The organism is Candidatus Midichloria mitochondrii IricVA (assembly GCF_000219355.1).
In the GTDB taxonomy this organism is placed as follows: domain Bacteria; phylum Pseudomonadota; class Alphaproteobacteria; order Rickettsiales; family Midichloriaceae; genus Midichloria; species Midichloria mitochondrii.
The window spans coordinates 303,609-323,203 of sequence record NC_015722.1 but is presented as its reverse complement, the minus strand read 5'-3'; the positions used below and the strand labels follow the sequence as shown (position 1 = coordinate 323,203).

The following is a 19,595-nucleotide window of genomic DNA, read 5'->3' as shown; positions in this document are numbered from 1 at the left end:
AATGGCAAAGTCTTTGGTAAGGCTTTATATCAGCGCTAACCTTGCGACTGATGAGATACTGGAATTGTCGGGTAAATCCTACAATTATTTAATTAACGTCATGCGAAAAAGGCTTGGAGATGAAGTAGTCGTCTTCAATAGCCAAAACGGAGAATTTATAACAAGCATTCGTCAGATCACCAAAAAGAGTTTGACCCTGGAAATAACAGCCTTGTCCAAAGAGAAGGTAGAGATTAGAAGGCATTTAACTCTAGCTTTTTCTCCATTAAAGGGAGACAATAATAGTTTAATTATACAAAAAGCTACTGAGCTTGGCATTAATCAAATTACACCTGTGCTTACCGATCGAACTATAGTGAGAAGTATTAATAATGAAAAATTACTCTCAATAGCAATTGAAGCTGCAGAGCAATCAGAAAGGGTAGATCTTCCTGACATATTACAACCCGTTGGTCTCAGTAAATTATTTGATAATAAATATGACTTAGCGATTTTCTGCGATGAGCAAGAACGTAATGCTAGTATATTTGATGTGCTAGATAAAGATTTTTGTGCTATACTAGTTCTTGTAGGGCCGGAAGGCGGTTTTACTGATAACGAAAGAGAATTTTTACTCTCAAAACAAGAGGTGAGGGCGGTGTGCCTAAATCATAACATATTACGTGCTGAAACTGCTGTTATATCAGCGATTTCGGTGGTGCAGTCATTCTTTTTATAATTAATTACTTAATTTTGAGGTATAATTTTGTTACCAACTCAAGCTGTGATGTCGGCAGATTTAAACGCGCTTAATAGCGTCATAAAAAGTAGCCTCTCTCAAATTCAAGACTGGATTGAAGAAAAAAGAGATGGAAGAAACTGGCCAATTTACCATTCTCTAGATTTGAGAATTTCGAATTATAAAATATGTCATGTTGACAGCAATTTATTTCCTGGTGGTTTTCATAATTTATCTATTAACGGCATCCAGGAATCGATTCAAAACTTTAAGAAAATTTTAGCGCAGTATCAAAAAATACTCATAGTTATTGAAAATTTCACTCGTAATTACGCTTATTTTAATAATGTCTTGCAATTACAATCCATAATTTCAAGTGCAACTAACGCTGAAATCAAATTAGCAACTATTGGAGATGTGGCTAATAAGTTTATTAAAGCAGAAGAAGGGCCTACAACATTCACTCACGCCCTACAAAGAAAATCTGGTAAAGTTTTTATAACTGATGGAGCTAGCGATTGGTATCCAGACTTTATATTGTTGAACAATGACTTAACCGAAGCATTTCCAGAGGAATTAGAAAATATTGAACAAAAAATCCTACCCGATCCACAACACGGATGGCATAGCAGAAAAAAATCTAATCATTTTAAAATATATAATGAATTGATAGAAGAGGCATCACAAATAATTAAAATTGATCCATTTTTAATTTCTGCTGAATTTGATACCGTGGGTGGCGTTAATTTCCGCGATAAAATAGGGTTAAAAGAGTTAAAAGGCACCGCAGACCAAATTATTAGTAGGATAAAAACTACATACGCAGACCATAATATCACAGTATCTCCATATTTATTTCTAAAATCTAATAAAGGTACTCTTGGTATGGGAATTCTTGAGATTCAAGATACCGATACGATACTTACAATTAACAAAAAGTATAGGCATAGTATGCACGCCATTAAAAGCGGAGTTTTAAATGATGAAATTCTAATCCAGGAAGGTATTAGAACGGCTAAAACCCTAGATGGCTATCCTGCAGAGACAGTAATTTATAGTGTGAATGGAGAAATAGTAGGAGAGATGATTCGATATAATGATCAGAAAACTATTTATCAGAGCCTTAACTCTAGTGGGATGAAATTTTCTTCTGGTGCTGAATTTAATATAGAAGTGCCTCTTGGGTATATTAAATGGTTCATAAATAAGGTAGCAAATTTAGTTTGTATATTATAATGGCAGTTTAGGATGAAGAAGATATGAAGAACTTTTCCTTCTATCTTATCTTGAACTGACATTATTATAGAATCTAGGATGATGCTTTCCGAAGTTATAACGATCCTCGTTTTGTTTCATTTGAGGGCATTACCGGATTCAAAGATTTTTACCTAAACTGTGTTCAAATCTCTCTCAGAGAGGGATTGCCGAAGCTTATCAGCTACAATCGCTTTGTTGAGCTGATGCGAGACGCGGTCATCCCGTTGGTCATTCTGCTGAATTGCTGCAAAGGGAAACAAACAGGTACGTTGACTCAACAAAAAGCTGGAAGGTTTGTCATAACTTACGTATTAGCCGTAATAAGGTCCTTAAAGGCATCGCTTAGCGTGGGAAAACGTCGACCCGGATGGTTCTTTGGCCTCAATGATCAAGGAGAGATTATGTCATTCACACTGACTTCGGGTAATACAGATGATCGAGCCGTTGTCGAGAAACTGACTCAATATTTGACAGGCCTTCTATTCGGAGATCGGTGGTATATAAGCAAAAACACTGAGCAATCAAGGTATTGAGCTCATCACACGGCTTAAGAAAAACATGAAAAACAAAACCCGCGCTTGCGGCTTTTAAACAACTACTTCTTGCAAGGGCGTGGATTGATTGAAACAGCCATCGGACAATTGAAAGAGATTTGCCAAATCCAGAACCAGAGCAGACGACACAGAATATCCCGCTGCATCATGTGCTTGAAATCCCATTGATAACCACCCCAAAAGTCGTTGAATTTAGAATGGATGATAGCTCAAAAATCCCCTTTTCCATAAGATGACCTCAAATCATATAGCTACCTAAAACCCCGTGGGAGGTAGGCATGTTAACCTTAGCGGTTAGCCTAAGGGCGACAGTCCCCCTATAGCCGAGCATTACTCCCGCTCCAAAAATTTTGGGCTTATTTTTGATGAGAAATCATAGACAGCGCCACCCAAGCGCACCCAGCAACGAGTGCAACTGTCGCTAATTTATGTCAATATTTATTTAATATATTTTCAAATATTGAATCATTTGTCAAATATATTGCTGGATAGAGCAGATAAGCAGTGACTACTTACCAATGCAAAAATTGCTAAATATTTCATCTAGAATTTCTTCAACCCCTATCTTGCCGGTCAACATACCGATATATTCGCTGGCAATCCTGACATCTTGAGAAGCAATTTCTAATTTCTTATTAATATTAAATTGCTGCAGGTGCGTAAGGCATTGTTCAAGGCCTTTTTTCTGCCTTATTCTAGTGGTAACAGGTGATAACACTGCCTCTTGGTATTTATTTTTATTTTATTCTGCAGTAAATTTAAAAATTATCTATTCCATAACCGCTTACCGTTGAAATAGCACCTACTTCGTCCTCTCTGTTAAATTCAGCAAGTTTTTCTGTTAATAAGTTTATACTGCTTGCTACATCTTGCCTGCTCATTAAGTCAACCTTATTAATCATCCAGATTACCTCTGCATCACTAAAATTATCGAGATGACTAATAAAATCGGCAACAGAATTTAATACAATAATATTAATATCCGCTTCCTTTATCGCTTGCTTTGCCCTTCTAATCCCTTCCTTCTCTATTAAGTCATTCGCTTCTCTAATACCCGCAGTGTCAGAAAGCAAAACTGCGAACCCGCCTAAGTCAAGTTTAACTTGAATAACGTCACGCGTAGTTCCTGCGATATCTGAAACTATCGCGATTTCTTTTTTAGCTAACAGATTCATTAAACTTGACTTACCAACATTAGGGGCACCACTAATCACAATATTTATACCATTCATGATAGAAACCCCCTGATCATGCCCTCTGAGGTGCAAATTAATTTCCTCAATTAAAGACTGCACAGTTTTTGCGGCCCAATCAAGGACCTCTTCTGGAATATCATCTTCTGGAAAATCTATTAGTGCCTCAAGCTGGGATAGAACACCAATTAAATCAGTGCGCCATTTATTATAAGTGTCCGATAATTCTCCTCTCAACTGCTTTTGAGCAATAATTTTTTGCATGGAAGTTTCAGCATCTAAAAAGTCGGCAAGACCCTCTGCTTTCACCAAATCCATTTTGCCATTATAAAAGGCAATTTTCGTGAATTCTCCAGGCTCTGCAATTCTCAAGAAAGTCACTTTACTGAGTTCAGCTAAAACATCATTTATAATCGCAATGCTGCCATGTAAATGAATCTCTAAGATATCCTCTCCATTAAAGCTATGCGGTGAGGCAAAAAAAAGCAAAATTACTTCATCTAGGACTTGCTCTCTATTTAGGGTATATATAGTAGCCAACGTAGCCCTTTTATGTTCTAACTCTTTTTCATATCCAATCAATTTTGCTACCGCGCGGGCTTGGGGGCCAGAAATTCTTATGACTGCAACGCCTGACTTTCCTAAAACTGTTGAAAGAGCAAATATTGTGTCATGCATTTTTAGGACCCTTGTTCCAGCTTTTTTTGATAGAAATTTTCACATATTGCTATCTTTTCTCTGCCATTTTTTTCACTCCAGAAATTAGTGTCCCGAAACGAATATATACAGCCGCAATACTCTTGTTTGTAAAAATTCTCTTCTTTTGAAATTTCACACATTCTACCACTTCCCCCATTTTTACGCCAATTATAGGTTCAATAAGAAACTCCTTCATAATTTGCCGCAGCTCTTATTCCGCAATCAATAAAGAGCCGTCCTTTCAAATCGCATATCAAAACACATAGTGCACCTTATGCCTCTCTCTGGTCCCTTTTCCATACCTTTGGCCCTCTCAAACCAGTTTTGCACATCGTAACCTGCATCAACAAACTCTATACCCAACTTCTCTGCGTATCTGATATTCTCATTTTTTCGCGTTTCATATTCTTTTTTAGGATGAATATTAGGATTATAGAAAAAAATGGTTAATCTAAATCTATACCGGAAGCAACGATTGCTTCTATAACCTCTCCTGAACAAGGGGCACAACAAGAATGCAACAAAGCTTTTTTGTTGGGGGAAGAGGGCCCCATCCCTTCAAAAGGAAAATCTAGTGGCTCTCTATTAGGCTTATACATATCATTATTTGAGTTTTTTTGGATTTTAAGCAAATTCTTCGTATAGAGCAAGCTTTAAATTAAGCTGATCAACCAATTTCTTCTCTATTTTGCTTCTTAATTAAGCTAATAACAAATCATGTTTTTTGACCATTTCAGCGATCTCAACTAATAAATTGTTCCGGAATTTACCAAATTTACCTACTTCGGTATACTTCGAAAAACCTTTGATACTTAACCTGATCACATTTTGTGAAATTTCTATAATATCAATGCTAATGCTTTCTCTACCATCAATTTCTTTATGCGTTTTGATAAAACTCTTAATATCTTTTATTAAACCAATAATTTTTTTATAGTCGGCACAAAGGACTTTAATTTCTTCGGAAAAAATACGGTGTGATAATCTTGAAGAATTTTCTATTGAAGCGGTTAAGAAAGCAGAATTAGGAATAAAAACTTGTTTCTTATCTTCGGTTCTAACTGTTGTCATCCGCCAGTCTACCTTTTCAATAGTTCCTACACAATTCCTTCCCTCTACTCTCACAAATTCTCCAATTATAAATGGTTTATCTAAATAAATCATGATTGTTCCAAAAAAATTTGAGAGTAGCTCCCTAGAAGCAAAACCTACTGCTAAACCGCTTATCCCCCCAAGAGCTAATATTCCATTAATATTAACTCCAAGTGCTTGCATAATAGCTAAAGCTGCAACTATATATATTATTGCTTTAATTAACTTAGAAGGAATATCGATTGCTACCTTATCCATTTTAGGAGTATTCTTCTTTGGTGGAGCTATTAACCCTGCCTCTAGTTTATCAACCTCTAATATGGCTGCTTGAGCAAAAACAAAAATAATTGCAACCATTCTAAGAGCTGCGATTAAATCAAAGGGAAGTTTACAATATCTACATATAAGTTCTGCTATATAAGCTATGCTAAAAATCCATAGAGCCTTAGGAAGAGGACTTTCTACCATTCTCATAATTTCGATATACCAATGGAATTCCTTATTTTTCCTGGTAGAATTTAAAAAATTCTTATTCTATTAAACACAACCCTAAGCAGAAAATTGGCAGATACAGTAAATGATATAATCACTAAGCTCTCTAATAATACCGCAATCCAGCCAGTACTGTTAAATAAGCTCACTGTTTGTTTAATTATTGATATGCTGTTCGCCATAATATAAACCCAATATAAATGCATATTCCAACGCTAATTCCCGCAAGAATTCAAACCTGCCCGAAGGCCCCCCATGGCCAGAACTCATGTCAGTCTTTAACAGTAGCATATTATCATCTTTTTTGGTGTGACGCAATAGAGCAACCCACTTGGCAGGTTCCCAATACGTTACCCTTGGATCAGTGAGCCCTGCAGTCACAAATAAATGTGGATAACGCTGTGGAACAACGTTATCGTAAGGTGAATATGATTTTATATACTCATAAAACTCTTTTTCTTTAGGGTTACCCCACTCCTTAAACTCGCCAGGAGTAAGTGGTAAAGATTCGTCAAGCATAGTACTTAAGACGTCAACAAATGGAACATGTGCAACTGCTGCTTTATAAAGTTCTGGTCTCATATTTATACAAGCTCCAACTAGCATACCGCCCGCGCTCCCTCCACTAATCACTATTTTACCTGGAGCAGTATATTTATCTTCTATGAGCTTCTCTGCTGATTCTATAAAATCAGTAAAAGTATTCTTTTTATTTAAAAACTTTGCTGCTTCGTGCCAAGATTTTCCTAATTCATCACCACCCCTAATATGGGCTATAGCATAGGTAAAACCTCTATCCACCAAAGAGAAGATATGTGACCTAAAGCTAGCTGGCACTGCATACCCATATGAGCCGTAGCCGTACAAATACAGCGGATCCGAGCCATCCAGCTTTGCCTTCTCTTTATTATATATAATGGAAATAGGGATGCTAATATTATCACTGGTCTCAGCCCAAATTCTCCTTAAAATATATTTTGAGGGATCAAAGCCCCCTGGTATTCTTTGTACTTTTAAAACCTTTTTTTCGCCCGTAACGAAATCATAATCTATAGTGGTCCTTGGAGTCTTCAAAGAGCTATATAGGTACCTTAAGGCACGATCATTAAAGGTATTATGTATAATAAAAATTTCATAGAATTCGCCTTCAACATCAATTCTTTGGATTTTATTTTCTAGTAAATTAATTATTTCTATTTTAGCTCGCCCCTTTAACCTAGTTAGTAAAACTAAATAGTCCTCATAAGCGTAAATATCTTGGATATAGTAATCAGAGGAAGGTACAAATTCCTGCCAATTTTTTAGATCATTAATTGAAACCTGAATAACTCTAAAATTAGGAGCAACATCATTGATTCTCAAGAAAAAGCTATCTCGGGTATGCACAACCTCATAGATATGGTTATTTGTTCTACTATGTATAACTTGCGGCAGTTGATGCGGATTACGAGAATCAATAAAATGGTACTCAGAAGCAGTCGCACTTTTTGACATGAAAAATATATAATTTTTACTACTACTTTTTTCTATGGCTACAGAAAAAGTGTTGTCTTTTTCTTGGTATAAAAGTTTATCATCCTTCTTTTCCTTACCAACTTCATGATAATAAATTCTATCAGCTCGCCAAAATTTGCCAGCAGGAGTATAAAAAAATCCTTTCCCTAACCCATCCCACTCTATATTTCCAATTACGTCATCAACATTATTTTCTATTATTTCTCCGCTTTCTATATCCTTAACATAAACCATATATCTCTCATCACCACCATAATCGGCCAGATAAGCAATTTTCTTATGATCTGGAGAAATCTTAAGAGTGCTTACTCTTAAATACTTTTCATTCAGGGCTAGCTGATTTTCGTCTAATAAAATTTCTTCCCTCTCATTATTCTCTTTCTTTCTAGCGTGGATCCAATACTGCTGTCCCTCCAGGATATAGGAATAGTAATAATACCAACCATTTAAATATGGTACAGTTTTGTCAGCTTCCTCTAACTTTCCTCTCATCTCAATAAAAATTTTATCTACTAAATCCTTTGAAATATGAGCGTCAGTATATGCATTTTCTTGATTTAAATAACTTAATATCTCAGGATCCTTCACATCCGGCCAATTTGGGTCCCTTAACCAGTGATAATAATCTATCCTTCCATCTATAGTTTTATATTCTTTTCTTAAAGCGATCGGCTTAGTCATTTCAATTAATTACAAAAAGATTATTGTGGTTCATAATAAGTAATATTATAATAATCTTCATTAAGTATTTTTTACCCATAGTGGCATTGCCTAGTATTTAGTAGATAGGAGTTTCAAATCCAGCAAATGCCTATGGAAGAAGAGGGTAAGAGTAGCGCAAAGCATCCTCAGGGGTTTGCTATAGCGCTTCGTTCTTCGATTAAAACTAGCTAGATAATGCCTCTTAAAGAATTCTTTGATTCTACCACAATGATGTCCCAGCCTTTGTTTTGTGATGGTGCACGGAGATTTTGTAGTATTCATAAACGCTGTAATCATCTGTACATGCTCAATTTTATAACGTTCCTCAAAGCCTAAATGACAGGTTCAGGTAGGTTGCCTTGCTCCCGTCAACCTACCTTCAAAATCAATAATTTCACCTGATCCTCTATCAACAGCAATCAATATAAAGGTGTACTCCCACTTCCATTCTATATGTGCACAGCTCCTCAATCTCTAGGACCTCGATATCCTTAAGTGACTTTGTGCTGTTGCAGCTCTTATCTAACTTTTCTTGCACATAGCGTCCCCCCGTCCTTCGATCCATGAAGATATTTGGCCGTTATGGATTCCAGTCAGTCTCTCTATCGTCCTAATTCCACACTCCTCAAGGTTAGGTTTTAAGTCTATCATTCATAGTGTATTCTGCCGCTTATCACCTTCTCGGTAATTCTTTTTGCAATTCTTGCACCCTATTACCTCTTGCTGTCCCTATACCACGCCATTCTTCACCTGCTCGCTGGAGCCGCAATATTTACACTTGATTGTCATTTCTACTCCCGTTTTACTGCGAAGATATCAACACCCTCTTATTGCTGTCTATAATTACCAGGCATTGCCACGGCTAATACTTAAGTTATGACGGGCCTTCCATTCGGAGATCGGTGGTATATAAGCAAAAACACTGAGCAATCAAGGTATTGAACTCTTCACACAGCTTAAGGAAAACATGAAAAACAAAACCCGCTTGCGGCTTTTAAACAGCTGCTTCTTGCAGGGCGTGGATTGATTGAAACAGCCATCGGACAATTGAAAGAGATTTGCCAAATCCAGCACCACGGCATCGCTCGCTAAACAATTTCTTGGCAGACCTCTCTTCTCGGGGGCTCTTGGCTTGTGTCTTCAAACCCAATATATCTCATGGAAAAATAGGCTCACGGGCATACTCCTTAACGTCAAACTGAGGTTACTATAATGCACGAAGCCGATTTTTAATAAAAATTTAACAAACGGATTTATTGGATGCATATTTGTTTAATTATTTTAATTAAATGTGTTTAATCTTTTATAGATACATATAACCTTTGTCGTGACGAAAAAATATTCTTTTTTTAAATGATTAAATATGAACACAAAAAGCTGTTCTTCATCTGCGCTTTGATGATTTTAACAGTATATGTATTTGGACTTACAAGAGCAGTTAAAGACGCTTTAGTCATATCCGCTTTGGGGGTCGAGGTCATTACAACTCTAAAATTATACGGTACCTTGCCCGTTACTATCATAATAATTCTTACCTACACGAACTTATTAAAGAAAGTAAAAAAGACAACAATTTACCATTCAATGAATCTCTTTTTCTCGTTATTCTTTCTTATTTACGCATTTTTTATTTATCCGAATGCGGAATCATTAAATATAAAGCTAGAGCCACACTTTATGCGTGAGATAAGAGCTGATTGGTATTTCTTACGTTATTTGGTAATTGTTGGTAGTAATTGGACTCATGGTTTATTTTATATTATCGCCGAACTTTGGGGCAGTGTAATGCTCATGTTATTATTTTGGCAAATCGTTAATCAAACTACTGACGTGAAGCAAGCGAAGAAAGTATATCCTATAATAATGTTAGTAGGGCAGATGGGCATGGTTGCTTCTGGCGAAACTATACAATATTTTGCTAATTTTGGTTTGTATGGCGCGTGGGATCAAACATTTCATTATCTTATCTTAACAATAGTATTTTTAAGCCTCTTAATCTCATTAACTTTTTTATATTTAAGCCGTTTTATTGTTGGAATAAATAACATAAACCAGGTTCAACAAGCTATTTACCCGAGTCGAGATAACTTGATAAGTAATTTACAGTTGGTATTTTCATCAAGATATACCATTTTAATAATGGCTTTAGTATTCTGTTATGCTTTCACTTCAATATTAGTTGAATCAATTTGGAAGAGTATAGTGAGATCTTCTTATCCTGATCCAATAGATTATAGTAACTTCATGGGGCATATTCAAACTTACACTGCTGTTACTTCTATGATCTTTATGTTAATCAGTGCTTATTTGATGAGATTTATAACCTGGAAGGCAGCTTCGTTAATAACACCAATAGTTATCTTTATTACAACCGCAGCTTTTTTCTCAGCGCTCATTTACTGTGATTACGTTTCTCAAGACGGTACTAACGTAGAGAGTATAGGAATGATTTCAATAGCTATCCTCTTTGGAGCAATACAAAATATATTTAGTCGCTCTTGCCATGCTTTCTTTGACCCGACAAAGGAGATAGCGTTTATTCCTCTGCCTGAGCCTTTAAGATCAATAAGCAAAGCTTTTGATATTTTAACACTAAGACTAGGAAAGGCTTGGGGAGCGTTTATTCAATGGATAATGCTCTCTTTTATACCAGGCTCTTCATTATTAACTCTAGTACCCAATGTATTCTTAATAATGATAATAATTGTCGCAGTATGGTTACTATCGGTAATGGCTTTGTCTTATGAATTTAATAATAAAATATATCAAAAGTAGTTTTTGTTTTTTATGTACAAGTTAACCGAATTTTCCGAAACTTTTCGAGTCGAGTTTTTTTTATTCTTTTTTATACAAGTAGCTCTAAGACTATATTTGTTAAGTATATCTGATACAGATTCTATATCTTTTCTCAACTATATAACCATATTCAGTTATGGCTTTTTATATGATCTTGTGACTTTTGGGTGGATACTTTTAGTCCTATCTTTAACTACCCTAATTTGGCTTACTCAAGAAGAGATTATAATATTTAAAATCTTAAGATTTTTTGTATTTTTTACTTTTATACTTATTATTTTTCTTGCCACCACCTCAGAGATTATTTTTTGGTACGAATTTAAATCGAGATTTAATTTTATAGCGGTAGATTATTTAGTTTATACTGACGAAGTAATAAAAAATCTTATGCAATCATATGCATTTATTGAAATTCTCATTGGACTTTCAATAGGTTCTCTGATGACCGCTGTAGTATTGTTTAAATTCTTAAAGACCACTATTAATGGTAACAGACTTTTACCTTTTGCTATATTAGTTCTATTTAATTTTGCCTCTTATTCTTTTGTTAATAATGACTTAGTAAATAGTGATAACAGATATATTAATGAGATATCAAAAAATGGGTTGTACTCTCTATTCTCAGCTTATTTTCATAACGATTTATCATATGAGGAATTTTATGTAACCCTAGACGAGCCAGCTAGGTTCAACATCTTGCAATCTAAATTTAAACAAAACTTTCATGAGGGCTCTATAATCAGATCTCTTAAATCAACTGTTAAAGAAAAAAAACATAATATCGTTATTATTATTGTTGAGAGTCTAAGCGCTGAATTTTTAAGCGCCTTTGGTAATACGCTCAATATTACTCCTTATTTAGACGACCTGAAGGATAAATCAGTCTTTTTTACTAATATGTATGCAACCGGCACCCGTACAGTTTATGGACTTGCTGCTATAACTCTTTCTATTCCACCAATTCCAGGAAATTCTATAGTAAGGCGTCCAGAAAATGAAGATATGTTTTCTTTAGGAGGAGTTTTGAAGGCAAAAGGTTATCATAACCAATTCGTATATGGTGGTTTTGGTTATTTTGATAATATGAACTACTTTTTTCAAAACAATGGTTATCAAATTATAGATAGAGCAGACTTCAAAAGTAAAGAAGTAACTTTTTCAAATGCTTGGGGAGTGTGTGATGAAGATTTATTAAATAAGGCATTAAGGGAAATAGATATTTTACATGAAAAATCTTTACCTTTCTTTCAAGTGATTATGACCACTTCAAATCATAGGCCTTTTACCTTTCCAGCGGGCAGGATAGATTTAACCGCCCAAAAAAGAGAAAGTGCAGTCAAATACACGGATTATGCTATAGGCAAGTTCCTAGAAGAGGCTAAAAAGAAGCCATGGTTTGATAATACAATATTTGTTATTATAGCAGATCATGCAGCAAGTAGTTGTGGAAAAATAGCTCTCGATCCAAATAAACATCGTATACCTTTATTCCTGTACGCTCCTAAGATATTAACTCCAAAAATTATAAATAACCTCTCAAGCCAGATAGACTTGGCTCCAACTTTATTAGGGATTTTAGATATAGAATATGAAACTCAATTCTATGGTCTTGATTTACTAAGAGAGAACCCTAACAGGGCATTTATTTCGAATTATAGAGAAATGGGTTATATAGAAAATGATAAGATGGTTGTTTTGAGCCCTACTAGACAAAAGAAGTTTTTCATTAAAGATAATGAAGAACAATTTGTTGCGCTTGAGAAAGAGGACAAAAATTTATTAGAAACCGCTATATCTTATTTCCAAACCGCAACTAATTGGCGTTTATATAGTAAAAAACATTAATATAATTTGAGCAGGAGATTGAACTTCTTCTATTTTACGAGCATATTAAAAATACTACCTCTATTTAATCATATAGTAATATTATCTATTAAACAGACCGCTTAAATGAAGAAGAGCACGATCAAGAAAATATTAAAAAAAATAGGCGTAGAGCTTGATAAAAAGCAGCAAGAATTATTTAGTGAGAAAGCAGAATTAGCTGAACTATCAAAGAGATTGCGGAGTTCTATTAACCAAATTGCTCAAGAAAAAGAGATAGTAACAAATTATGGAAGCACTTATGGTTTTGTAGAGTTTTTTGAATTGGAGCAAAAAAAGCAGAAATCTATCATAGTCGATATAAAGAAAAAGGAATTGGAACTAGAAACGATCCGTGATCAATTAAGAGATATACGTTCTGAGCAAAAGAAATATGAATACATTCTGAAAAAAATCAATGTTGAGGAGTCTAAAAAACAAGAAAAAATTGAGAGAGATATTTTAGACAACTTTAAAGGTAAGGAACAAGGCTTAACTAATGATTAGCAAGCAGAGTATTAGGAACTAAATTATATTGAATATTTTGGTATATACTTAATCAACTAACAACTATTTAATAAAAACACTAGACATAAAGCATATATTACTATTATCTTGCATATTATTTATTATTTTTATAGATTATGAACAAAACAGAATTTATAGCAGCAATTGCTACTCATAGTAATTCAACAAAAGCTGAGGCAGCTAGATTTGTAGACTCTTTTATTTCTATAGTAACAGAAACTTTACAGGGTGGGGGTGAGATCAGATTAGTTGGCTTTGGCTCTTTTAAAGTAAAAGACGTGGCTGCAAGAGATGCTAGAAATCCACAAACTGGCAAAATAATTAAAGTTCCTGCGACCAAAAGACCAAGATTCAGCGCAGGCAAGGAGTTAAAAGAAGCAGCTAACCAGCATAAAAAGTGGGTGTTGGCCGGGGTCACCTAACTAAAAGTTTAGCAAGAAGTAACCAAGGTAAAGCGAAAGGCTTAAATGAGTCTTAGGGATTTGGTGAGGCTTGGGTTATGGCTCCTATAGCGAAAAGCAGGGTAATGGAGTAGCGAAGCTTACCAAAGGGCAGAAGGGGGTCTGTTTTTTATTGCTTCAGTTATCCATTGTGCTATCCTGGAGGGAAATTAAATACCCAATCCTACATAGCGCCCTTTCAAATTGAGGAATACGAGACCTTTTTTCTTTACTGCTATAAACACAATAGAACTTTTAGCTGCCCCAAAGACCTGGGTGCCCAGGTTGTTTTCCATAACAGTGCTTATAAATAAAAATTCACTAGGTCAAACAATTGCTAATTGTACCCATTTTTTGGAGGCGCTAACGAAGGCGCTGTTTATGGTGCGCAATCAAAAATAGCCCAAGTTTTTAAAGCGAGGTAACTGGCTATCGGGTAGTTATCGTTCTAGTGAACCTCTAAAATTAACCAGAGGGTAAAAAACCTCAGTTTGACGTAAGGAGTATGCCCGTGAGCCTATTTTTCCATGAGATAATATTGGGTTGAAGACATAGGCCAAGAGCCCTGAGAAAGAGGTCTGTCAAGAAATTGTTTGGCGAGCGATGCCGTGTGGTGCCGGATTTGGCAAATCTCTTTCAATTGTCCGATGGCTGTTTTAATCAATCCACGCCCTGCAAGAAGCAGTTGTTTAAAAGCCGCAAGCGGGTTTTGTCCTTGATTGCTCAGTGTTTGCTTATATACCACCGATCTCCGAATAGAAGGCCTGTCAAATATTGAGTCAGTTTCTCGACAACGGCTCGATCATCTGTATTACCCGAAGTCAGTGTGAATGACATAATCTCTCCTTGATCATTGAGGCCAAAGAACCATCCGGGTCGACGTTTTCCCACGCTGAGCGACGCCTTTAAGGACCTTATTACGGCTAGTACGTAAGTTATGACAAACCTTTCCAGCTTTTGTTGAGTCAACGTACCTGTTTGTTTCCCTTTGCAGCAATTCAGCAGAATGACCAACGGAATGACCGCGTCTCGCATCAGCTCAACAAAGCGATTGTAGCTGATAAGCTTCGGCAATTCCTCTCTGAAAGAGATTTGAACACAGTTTAGGTAAAAATCTTTGAATCCGGTAATGCCCTCAAATGAAACAAAACGAGGATCGTTATAACTTCGGAAAGCATCATCCCAGACTCTCGTTCCCTTTGTCTCTGCGAGTTTCTTAAGGATCTTTGGTACGTGAGTTGTCGCTTGCAAAAATCATCAATCAAACAAAATATCTCTACTAGGGAAACCACTTTCCTTATTTATCGTGAAATTGAGAGAAACTTAATGGTTACACAGCTTCTTTAAAACCATATCAGATAATTTCTTTAAAACTTACCTCAAACTGGGGTTAACAAAAGCACTGAGCAATCAAGGTATTGAGCTCGTCACCCACGGCTTAAGAAAAACATGAAAAACAAAACCCGCTTGCGGCTTTTAAACAACTGCTTCTTGCAGGGCGTGGATTGATTGAAACAGCCATCGGAGAATTGAAAGAGATTTGCCAAATCCAGCACACCACGGCATCGCTCGCCAAACAATTTCTTGGCAGACCTCTTTCTCAGGGCTCTTGGCTTATGTCTTCAAACCCAATATATCTCATGGAAAATAGGCTCGCTGGGCCTCTACTCCTTACGTCGAACTGAGGTTATTATAGCACTCGGTATATCCATGTAAAGTTACTTTATAAAAATGGTATAATAGGCTAAGGCGGAGGTTAACGTTAGAATACTATTAATTCAGATGCTTTTGATCGTTCGTTAATGACGTTCAAAAAATTTACTTAAATCTTGAGCGCTAATTTTGATATAAGTTGGGCGACCATGATTGCATTGTTCAATAAAAGGAGTTTTTTCCATTTTTCTTAAAAGTGCATTCATTTCTTCGTCAGAAAGCTTTCTATTGGCTTTAATGCTATTTTTACAGGCCATATTTCCATAAACGTGGTTAATAAATAAATCAATATTATTTATCTCATTTAATTCCTGTATATCTTTTAAGATAACGTCAAATAAGTCTTTTAAATTCAAGTTTTGCATTAATGCAGGAATTGTAAGCACCGAAACTTGATTTATTCCATGTCTTTCGATTGTAATACCAAAATTTTTAAGCTCATCTTTTTTAGAAATTAATAGCTCAACCAAAGCCTTATCGTAGCTTAATACCTCTGGCACTAATAAATTCTGTACTTTAATATTATGCTCTATAATTTGCTTTTTCATTTCTTCTAAAACAATTCTCTCATGCGCAGCATGCTGGTCAGTGATTATAACCTCATTATTTTGAGTTAAGGAAACTATATAAGTGTTGTCGATTTGCGCAATTGCGTAACCCAAGAAACTAGTAGTGTCTTCTTGAATATCCTCTCCTTTTGTTCTCTCTTCTTCTTGAGGTTTTAGCAGTTTTACCATTTGAGGCTTGATTATATCCTCTAGCATTACTGTAGGAGGTTGTTCAAAATATTTAAAGCCAGTAGGTGGTTGTTTATCTTTAAACGGAACTCCTTCCGGGATTTTACTTAAAGAATGTTTGCTAAATTGCGCAGGTTGATTTTTTTCGATAATTCTAATCACTTGATCGCTAAAGATATTAGTAGACTGCTTACCTCTATTGGCGTTAATATTGGAGCGAATTGCATCAATAATGAGTTTCTTAATTAATTGCTCATCAGCAAACCTTACCTCGGATTTAGTCGGGTGAACATTTACATCGACATGATGAGGAGAACAGTCGACAAACAGCACTATGGCTGGGTACCTACCATGTGGTATTAGATCTGCATAAGCAATCTTTACAGCGGTAGCTAGTAGCTTGTCCTTTACTACTCGATCGTTAACAAAATAATATTGGCGCACTGAAGTTGGATGATTAAAAGTTGGTAGGCCTATATAACCGCTTAAAGTTATATCTGAATTTTTGTAGTGAAAGTTTATAGTATTTTCACTAAAATCCTCCCCTAAAAGATTATTGAGATTTAGATTCTCTTTTGAAGAATTCGAAGTTAGAACTACTTTGTCATCAATAGTTAAGTGAAATTGGATTTTGGGGAAACAAAGGGCAAACCTCTTAACTAAATCAAGGCATGCTGCATTTTCGGCGGCTTCTGATTTTAAAAATTTTATGCGATTAGGCGTAAAACAAAATATATCTCTTAATTCAAGAGTTGTGCCTATATTCCGTTTTGCAATACTTAAACTTATTTCACCATAATTTTTGTTTAGGGACTCAACTTTCCAAGCTGTATCACTTGAAGAAGTACGGCTTACAATTGTCGTTAAGCCAACTGCTGCGATTGAAGGTAACGCTTCGCCTCTAAAGCCAAAAAACTCTATTTTATCTAAATTATCTTCCTGGATTTTTGAAGTGGCATGACGCTGTAAAGCAAGTTTTAGCTCTTCTTTGGGAATGCCACAGCCGTTATCAGCAACAGAAATTAATGTTCTGCCACCCCTTGCAAATGTTATATCAATTGCGGTAGCGTCTGCATCAACAGAGTTTTCGATTAATTCCTTAACAACGGAAACCGGTCTCTCAATCACTTCGCCAGCGGCAATACGATTAATGGCTTTTTCTGAAAGAAGTTTAATGCTCATTTTAACTACTTAATTTTAATAACTTTAGTAATGTTTCTTCACTTAAACCGTAAGTTGGATTTAAAGTGACTTCTTGATGAATATTTTGAGTTTTTTCACAAGCTATAACAGTTAATACACCATTTGCATCAATAATGAAAGTTATTTCAACCCGGGCCTCGCCAGCTGGCATTTTTGGAATACCTTTTAATTCAAGGGTTCCAAGAGATCTACAAGAGGCAACTGTTTCTCCTTCGCCTTGCAATATATTTAGTTTCATCCCAGTTTGTTCCGCACTATAATTGGTAAAGGTCTTAGTAATTGAAATCGGAATAGGTGTATTCCTTGGGATTATACGTTCCACAACTTCACCCATTAATTCTATACTAAGTGTTAAAGGAGTAACGTCTAGTAATAGAGAATCATCTTCATTACCGTTAAGAAGTGAATTAGCGTGATCGGCTGCGCCGAGAGCAACTATCTCATCGGGGTTAACTTCGTCTAGTGGTTCTTTATTAAAAAAATCTTTAATAATCTTTTTGACCGCCGGAGTCCTTGTTGCCCCTCCAACTAAGACTATATCGGCTATTTCCTCTTGTCGGAGTTCAGCATCCCTAAGAGCTCTCTGCATTAGTTTAACTGTCTTTCTTAAAAGAGGATCTATTGCTTGTTCAAATTCTTTTCGAGCAATATGGATATGCCGCTTTGAAAACAACCCGCTCCACACTGGCTGTACTGTCAGGTTTTCTCTGATTTCTTTAATTTCCATTAAGATCTGATTGTTTAGCTGATCAGTTAATTGATATTTTGCTTTAATAAGCTTAAATAAAATTAAATCAAAGTCGTCCCCACCTAAGCTGACATCACCTGCGGTTGCGATGACTTGCATTACTCCTTCTTTTTTGGTGACAATTGAAATATCAAAAGTTCCACCACCTAAATCATACACTAAAAATACACCATGGCTCTTTTTATCTAAGCCATAAGCAAGCGCAGCAGCGGTTGGTTCGTTGATTAAGCGTAAAACTTCAAGCCCTGCGAGTTGAGCTGCTGCTCTTGTTGCATTCCTACTAGCATCATCAAAATATGCAGGAACGGTTATAACTACTTTAGTAACTGCCTGATTCAAAACCTTCTCTGCCCTTTGTTTTAAAGCTTTTAGAATTTCTGCAGAAACTTCTACCACGGAAACGTGCTTGCCATTTATATCAAGGAAGATGTTCTGACGGTCAGAGTTGTAATGTATTTTTGTTACAACATCTTTTGTTTTGATATCCTCAACTCCTTTTCCAATAAGGCGTTTCACCGAAGAAATAGAACGCTCTAATCCCACTGCTTCTTTTCCTACTATAACATCGTCGTCTCTATGAAGAACAACCGACGGTAAAATTTTATCCCCATGTTCGTCTGCGATAACGTATGCTTTTTCTTTTTTAACTGCGATTAACGAATTAGTGGTCCCTAAGTCAATGCCTATTGCAGGAATTGCTTCGCTGGGCTCCGTGATGTTATATAACTTCATATAATTTTTCTAATTTATTTTCTATATTACATTTGGCTCTTAGTAAAAAATTTCTTTTAACAACTAATTTATAAGCCGGATTCAAATCAGTTTTCTCAAAAGCCACTGCCATTTCTTGATAGTTATATTCTAATTGTTTTAGAATACAGTCTAGTAGCACTTCACATGCACCCTTAGTATTGGCTCCTTCTATTTGTTCTTGAATTTCTAAAGAGTCTAATAACACTTGTTGGTGGATTAGATCCTGATTGTTATTTAAGTCAAATCCTCGAATTAATAATAAGTTTTCTGCTCTTTTTACTTCATCTTTCAATGTTCTTGCAGCTGTATTTAATAAGGCAGAATTTTCTGTGATTATTTTTTTTGTTAAAGAGTCTGCTAGAGCAAATTTATCGGGGTGGTAAATTAGGAGCTTTTTTATTAAAGCTTCTTGAATGGTTACTTTGGTAAGGCCGAATGCGGCAGGAAGACCGAGTAACGAAAAGGGGTTGGTTTCAATAATTGGTAATACTTTAGTGCAGTTGGAACATTTATAACTCGACAAAACCAATGCTTCGCAATGTGGACAAACTATACCGCTCATAGTTTCTAATTTTGCAATTGAAATTAGTAT

General features: G+C 35.7%; 19 protein-coding genes and 2 pseudogenes. 9 read left to right on the top strand and 12 right to left on the bottom strand.

The window, feature by feature from the left end:
* Position 1: 1 nt before the first annotated feature.
* The 3 genes and pseudogenes from MIDI_RS01750 to MIDI_RS10570 all read left to right on the top strand — a co-directional run.
* On the top strand, positions 2-718 hold the full coding sequence (locus MIDI_RS01750) for an RsmE family RNA methyltransferase (protein WP_013950873.1): 717 nt from the start codon (positions 2-4) through the stop codon (positions 716-718).
* Positions 719-745: 27 nt separating this feature from the next.
* Positions 746-1,954, top strand: a complete 1,209-nt coding sequence (gene gshA, locus MIDI_RS01745) for a glutamate--cysteine ligase (RefSeq protein WP_148234090.1) — start codon at positions 746-748, stop codon at positions 1,952-1,954.
* Positions 1,955-2,038: 84 nt separating this feature from the next.
* Positions 2,039-2,661, top strand: a pseudogene (locus tag MIDI_RS10570) (IS982 family transposase); the annotation flags it as partial.
* Positions 2,662-3,037: 376 nt separating this feature from the next.
* Here the strand turns inward: MIDI_RS10570 and MIDI_RS01735 are convergent.
* The 7 genes and pseudogenes from MIDI_RS01735 to MIDI_RS09660 form a co-directional block, all read right to left on the bottom strand.
* Entirely contained in the window at positions 3,038-3,247 is a 210-nt protein-coding gene (locus tag MIDI_RS01735) for a hypothetical protein (RefSeq protein WP_041185363.1), read from the bottom strand.
* 40 nt (positions 3,248-3,287) lie between these two features.
* A complete protein-coding gene (mnmE, locus tag MIDI_RS01730) occupies positions 3,288-4,400 on the bottom strand; it encodes a tRNA uridine-5-carboxymethylaminomethyl(34) synthesis GTPase MnmE (protein ID WP_013950870.1) in 1,113 nt (370 codons plus the stop codon).
* Positions 4,401-4,402: 2 nt separating this feature from the next.
* Positions 4,403-4,975 (bottom strand): annotated as a pseudogene (locus MIDI_RS01725) (epoxyqueuosine reductase QueH).
* A gap of 145 nt (positions 4,976-5,120) precedes the next feature.
* Positions 5,121-5,981 carry a mechanosensitive ion channel family protein gene (locus tag MIDI_RS01720; RefSeq protein WP_160162200.1) on the bottom strand — a complete coding sequence of 287 codons (861 nt, stop codon included), beginning with the start codon at positions 5,979-5,981 and terminating at the stop codon, positions 5,121-5,123.
* A gap of 180 nt (positions 5,982-6,161) precedes the next feature.
* On the bottom strand, positions 6,162-8,201 hold the full coding sequence (locus MIDI_RS01715; protein WP_013950866.1) for a S9 family peptidase: 2,040 nt from the start codon (positions 8,199-8,201) through the stop codon (positions 6,162-6,164).
* A 430-nt stretch (positions 8,202-8,631) separates the two neighbouring features.
* Positions 8,632-8,760, bottom strand: coding sequence for a hypothetical protein (locus MIDI_RS09665; protein WP_272940978.1), 129 nt, complete (start codon positions 8,758-8,760; stop codon positions 8,632-8,634).
* Positions 8,745-8,873, bottom strand: a complete 129-nt coding sequence (locus tag MIDI_RS09660; protein ID WP_272940977.1) for a hypothetical protein — start codon at positions 8,871-8,873, stop codon at positions 8,745-8,747. The genes MIDI_RS09665 and MIDI_RS09660 overlap by 16 nt, the downstream gene beginning before the upstream one ends.
* 407 nt (positions 8,874-9,280) lie before the next feature.
* Between MIDI_RS09660 and MIDI_RS08435 the strand changes: the two genes are divergently transcribed.
* From MIDI_RS08435 to MIDI_RS01695, 5 genes are all read left to right on the top strand, one after another.
* The gene (locus tag MIDI_RS08435; protein WP_160162198.1) at positions 9,281-9,424 is read left to right on the top strand and encodes a hypothetical protein; all 144 of its coding nucleotides are present in this window, start codon (positions 9,281-9,283) and stop codon (positions 9,422-9,424) included.
* A gap of 151 nt (positions 9,425-9,575) precedes the next feature.
* On the top strand, positions 9,576-10,997 hold the full coding sequence (locus MIDI_RS01710; RefSeq protein WP_013950863.1) for a nucleotide transport protein: 1,422 nt from the start codon (positions 9,576-9,578) through the stop codon (positions 10,995-10,997).
* A gap of 96 nt (positions 10,998-11,093) precedes the next feature.
* Entirely contained in the window at positions 11,094-12,863 is a 1,770-nt protein-coding gene (locus tag MIDI_RS01705; protein ID WP_160162197.1) for an LTA synthase family protein, read from the top strand.
* Between the two features lie 105 nt (positions 12,864-12,968).
* Complete coding sequence (locus tag MIDI_RS01700; protein ID WP_013950861.1) at positions 12,969-13,388, top strand: hypothetical protein; 420 nt, start codon at positions 12,969-12,971, stop codon at positions 13,386-13,388.
* A 137-nt stretch (positions 13,389-13,525) separates the two neighbouring features.
* Entirely contained in the window at positions 13,526-13,831 is a 306-nt protein-coding gene (locus MIDI_RS01695; protein WP_013950860.1) for an HU family DNA-binding protein, read from the top strand.
* A gap of 535 nt (positions 13,832-14,366) precedes the next feature.
* Here the strand turns inward: MIDI_RS01695 and MIDI_RS08430 are convergent.
* Positions 14,367-14,594 carry a hypothetical protein gene (locus MIDI_RS08430; RefSeq protein WP_052567664.1) on the bottom strand — a complete coding sequence of 76 codons (228 nt, stop codon included), beginning with the start codon at positions 14,592-14,594 and terminating at the stop codon, positions 14,367-14,369.
* Positions 14,573-15,100, bottom strand: a complete 528-nt coding sequence (locus MIDI_RS10565; protein ID WP_052567663.1) for a transposase — start codon at positions 15,098-15,100, stop codon at positions 14,573-14,575. The genes MIDI_RS08430 and MIDI_RS10565 overlap by 22 nt, the downstream gene beginning before the upstream one ends.
* 254 nt (positions 15,101-15,354) lie before the next feature.
* Here MIDI_RS10565 and MIDI_RS08855 point away from each other — a divergent pair, with 254 nt between their 5' ends.
* The gene (locus MIDI_RS08855) at positions 15,355-15,534 is read left to right on the top strand and encodes a hypothetical protein (RefSeq protein ID WP_192805753.1); all 180 of its coding nucleotides are present in this window, start codon (positions 15,355-15,357) and stop codon (positions 15,532-15,534) included.
* Positions 15,535-15,648: 114 nt separating this feature from the next.
* On the opposite strand, the gene mutL is transcribed toward MIDI_RS08855, so the two are convergent.
* Genes mutL through hscB form a run of 3 tightly spaced genes read right to left on the bottom strand, consistent with a single transcriptional unit; the run spans position 15,649 to position 19,565 of the window.
* Positions 15,649-17,481, bottom strand: a complete 1,833-nt coding sequence (gene mutL, locus MIDI_RS01685) for a DNA mismatch repair endonuclease MutL (RefSeq protein WP_013950858.1) — start codon at positions 17,479-17,481, stop codon at positions 15,649-15,651.
* A gap of 1 nt (position 17,482) precedes the next feature.
* On the bottom strand, positions 17,483-18,982 hold the full coding sequence (locus MIDI_RS01680; protein WP_013950857.1) for an Hsp70 family protein: 1,500 nt from the start codon (positions 18,980-18,982) through the stop codon (positions 17,483-17,485).
* Positions 18,969-19,565: a Fe-S protein assembly co-chaperone HscB gene (gene hscB / locus MIDI_RS01675; protein ID WP_013950856.1), complete on the bottom strand. Its 597-nt coding sequence runs from the start codon at positions 19,563-19,565 to the stop codon at positions 18,969-18,971. Before hscB ends, MIDI_RS01680 begins: the two co-directional genes overlap by 14 nt.
* Between the last annotated feature and the right edge of the window lie 30 nt (positions 19,566-19,595).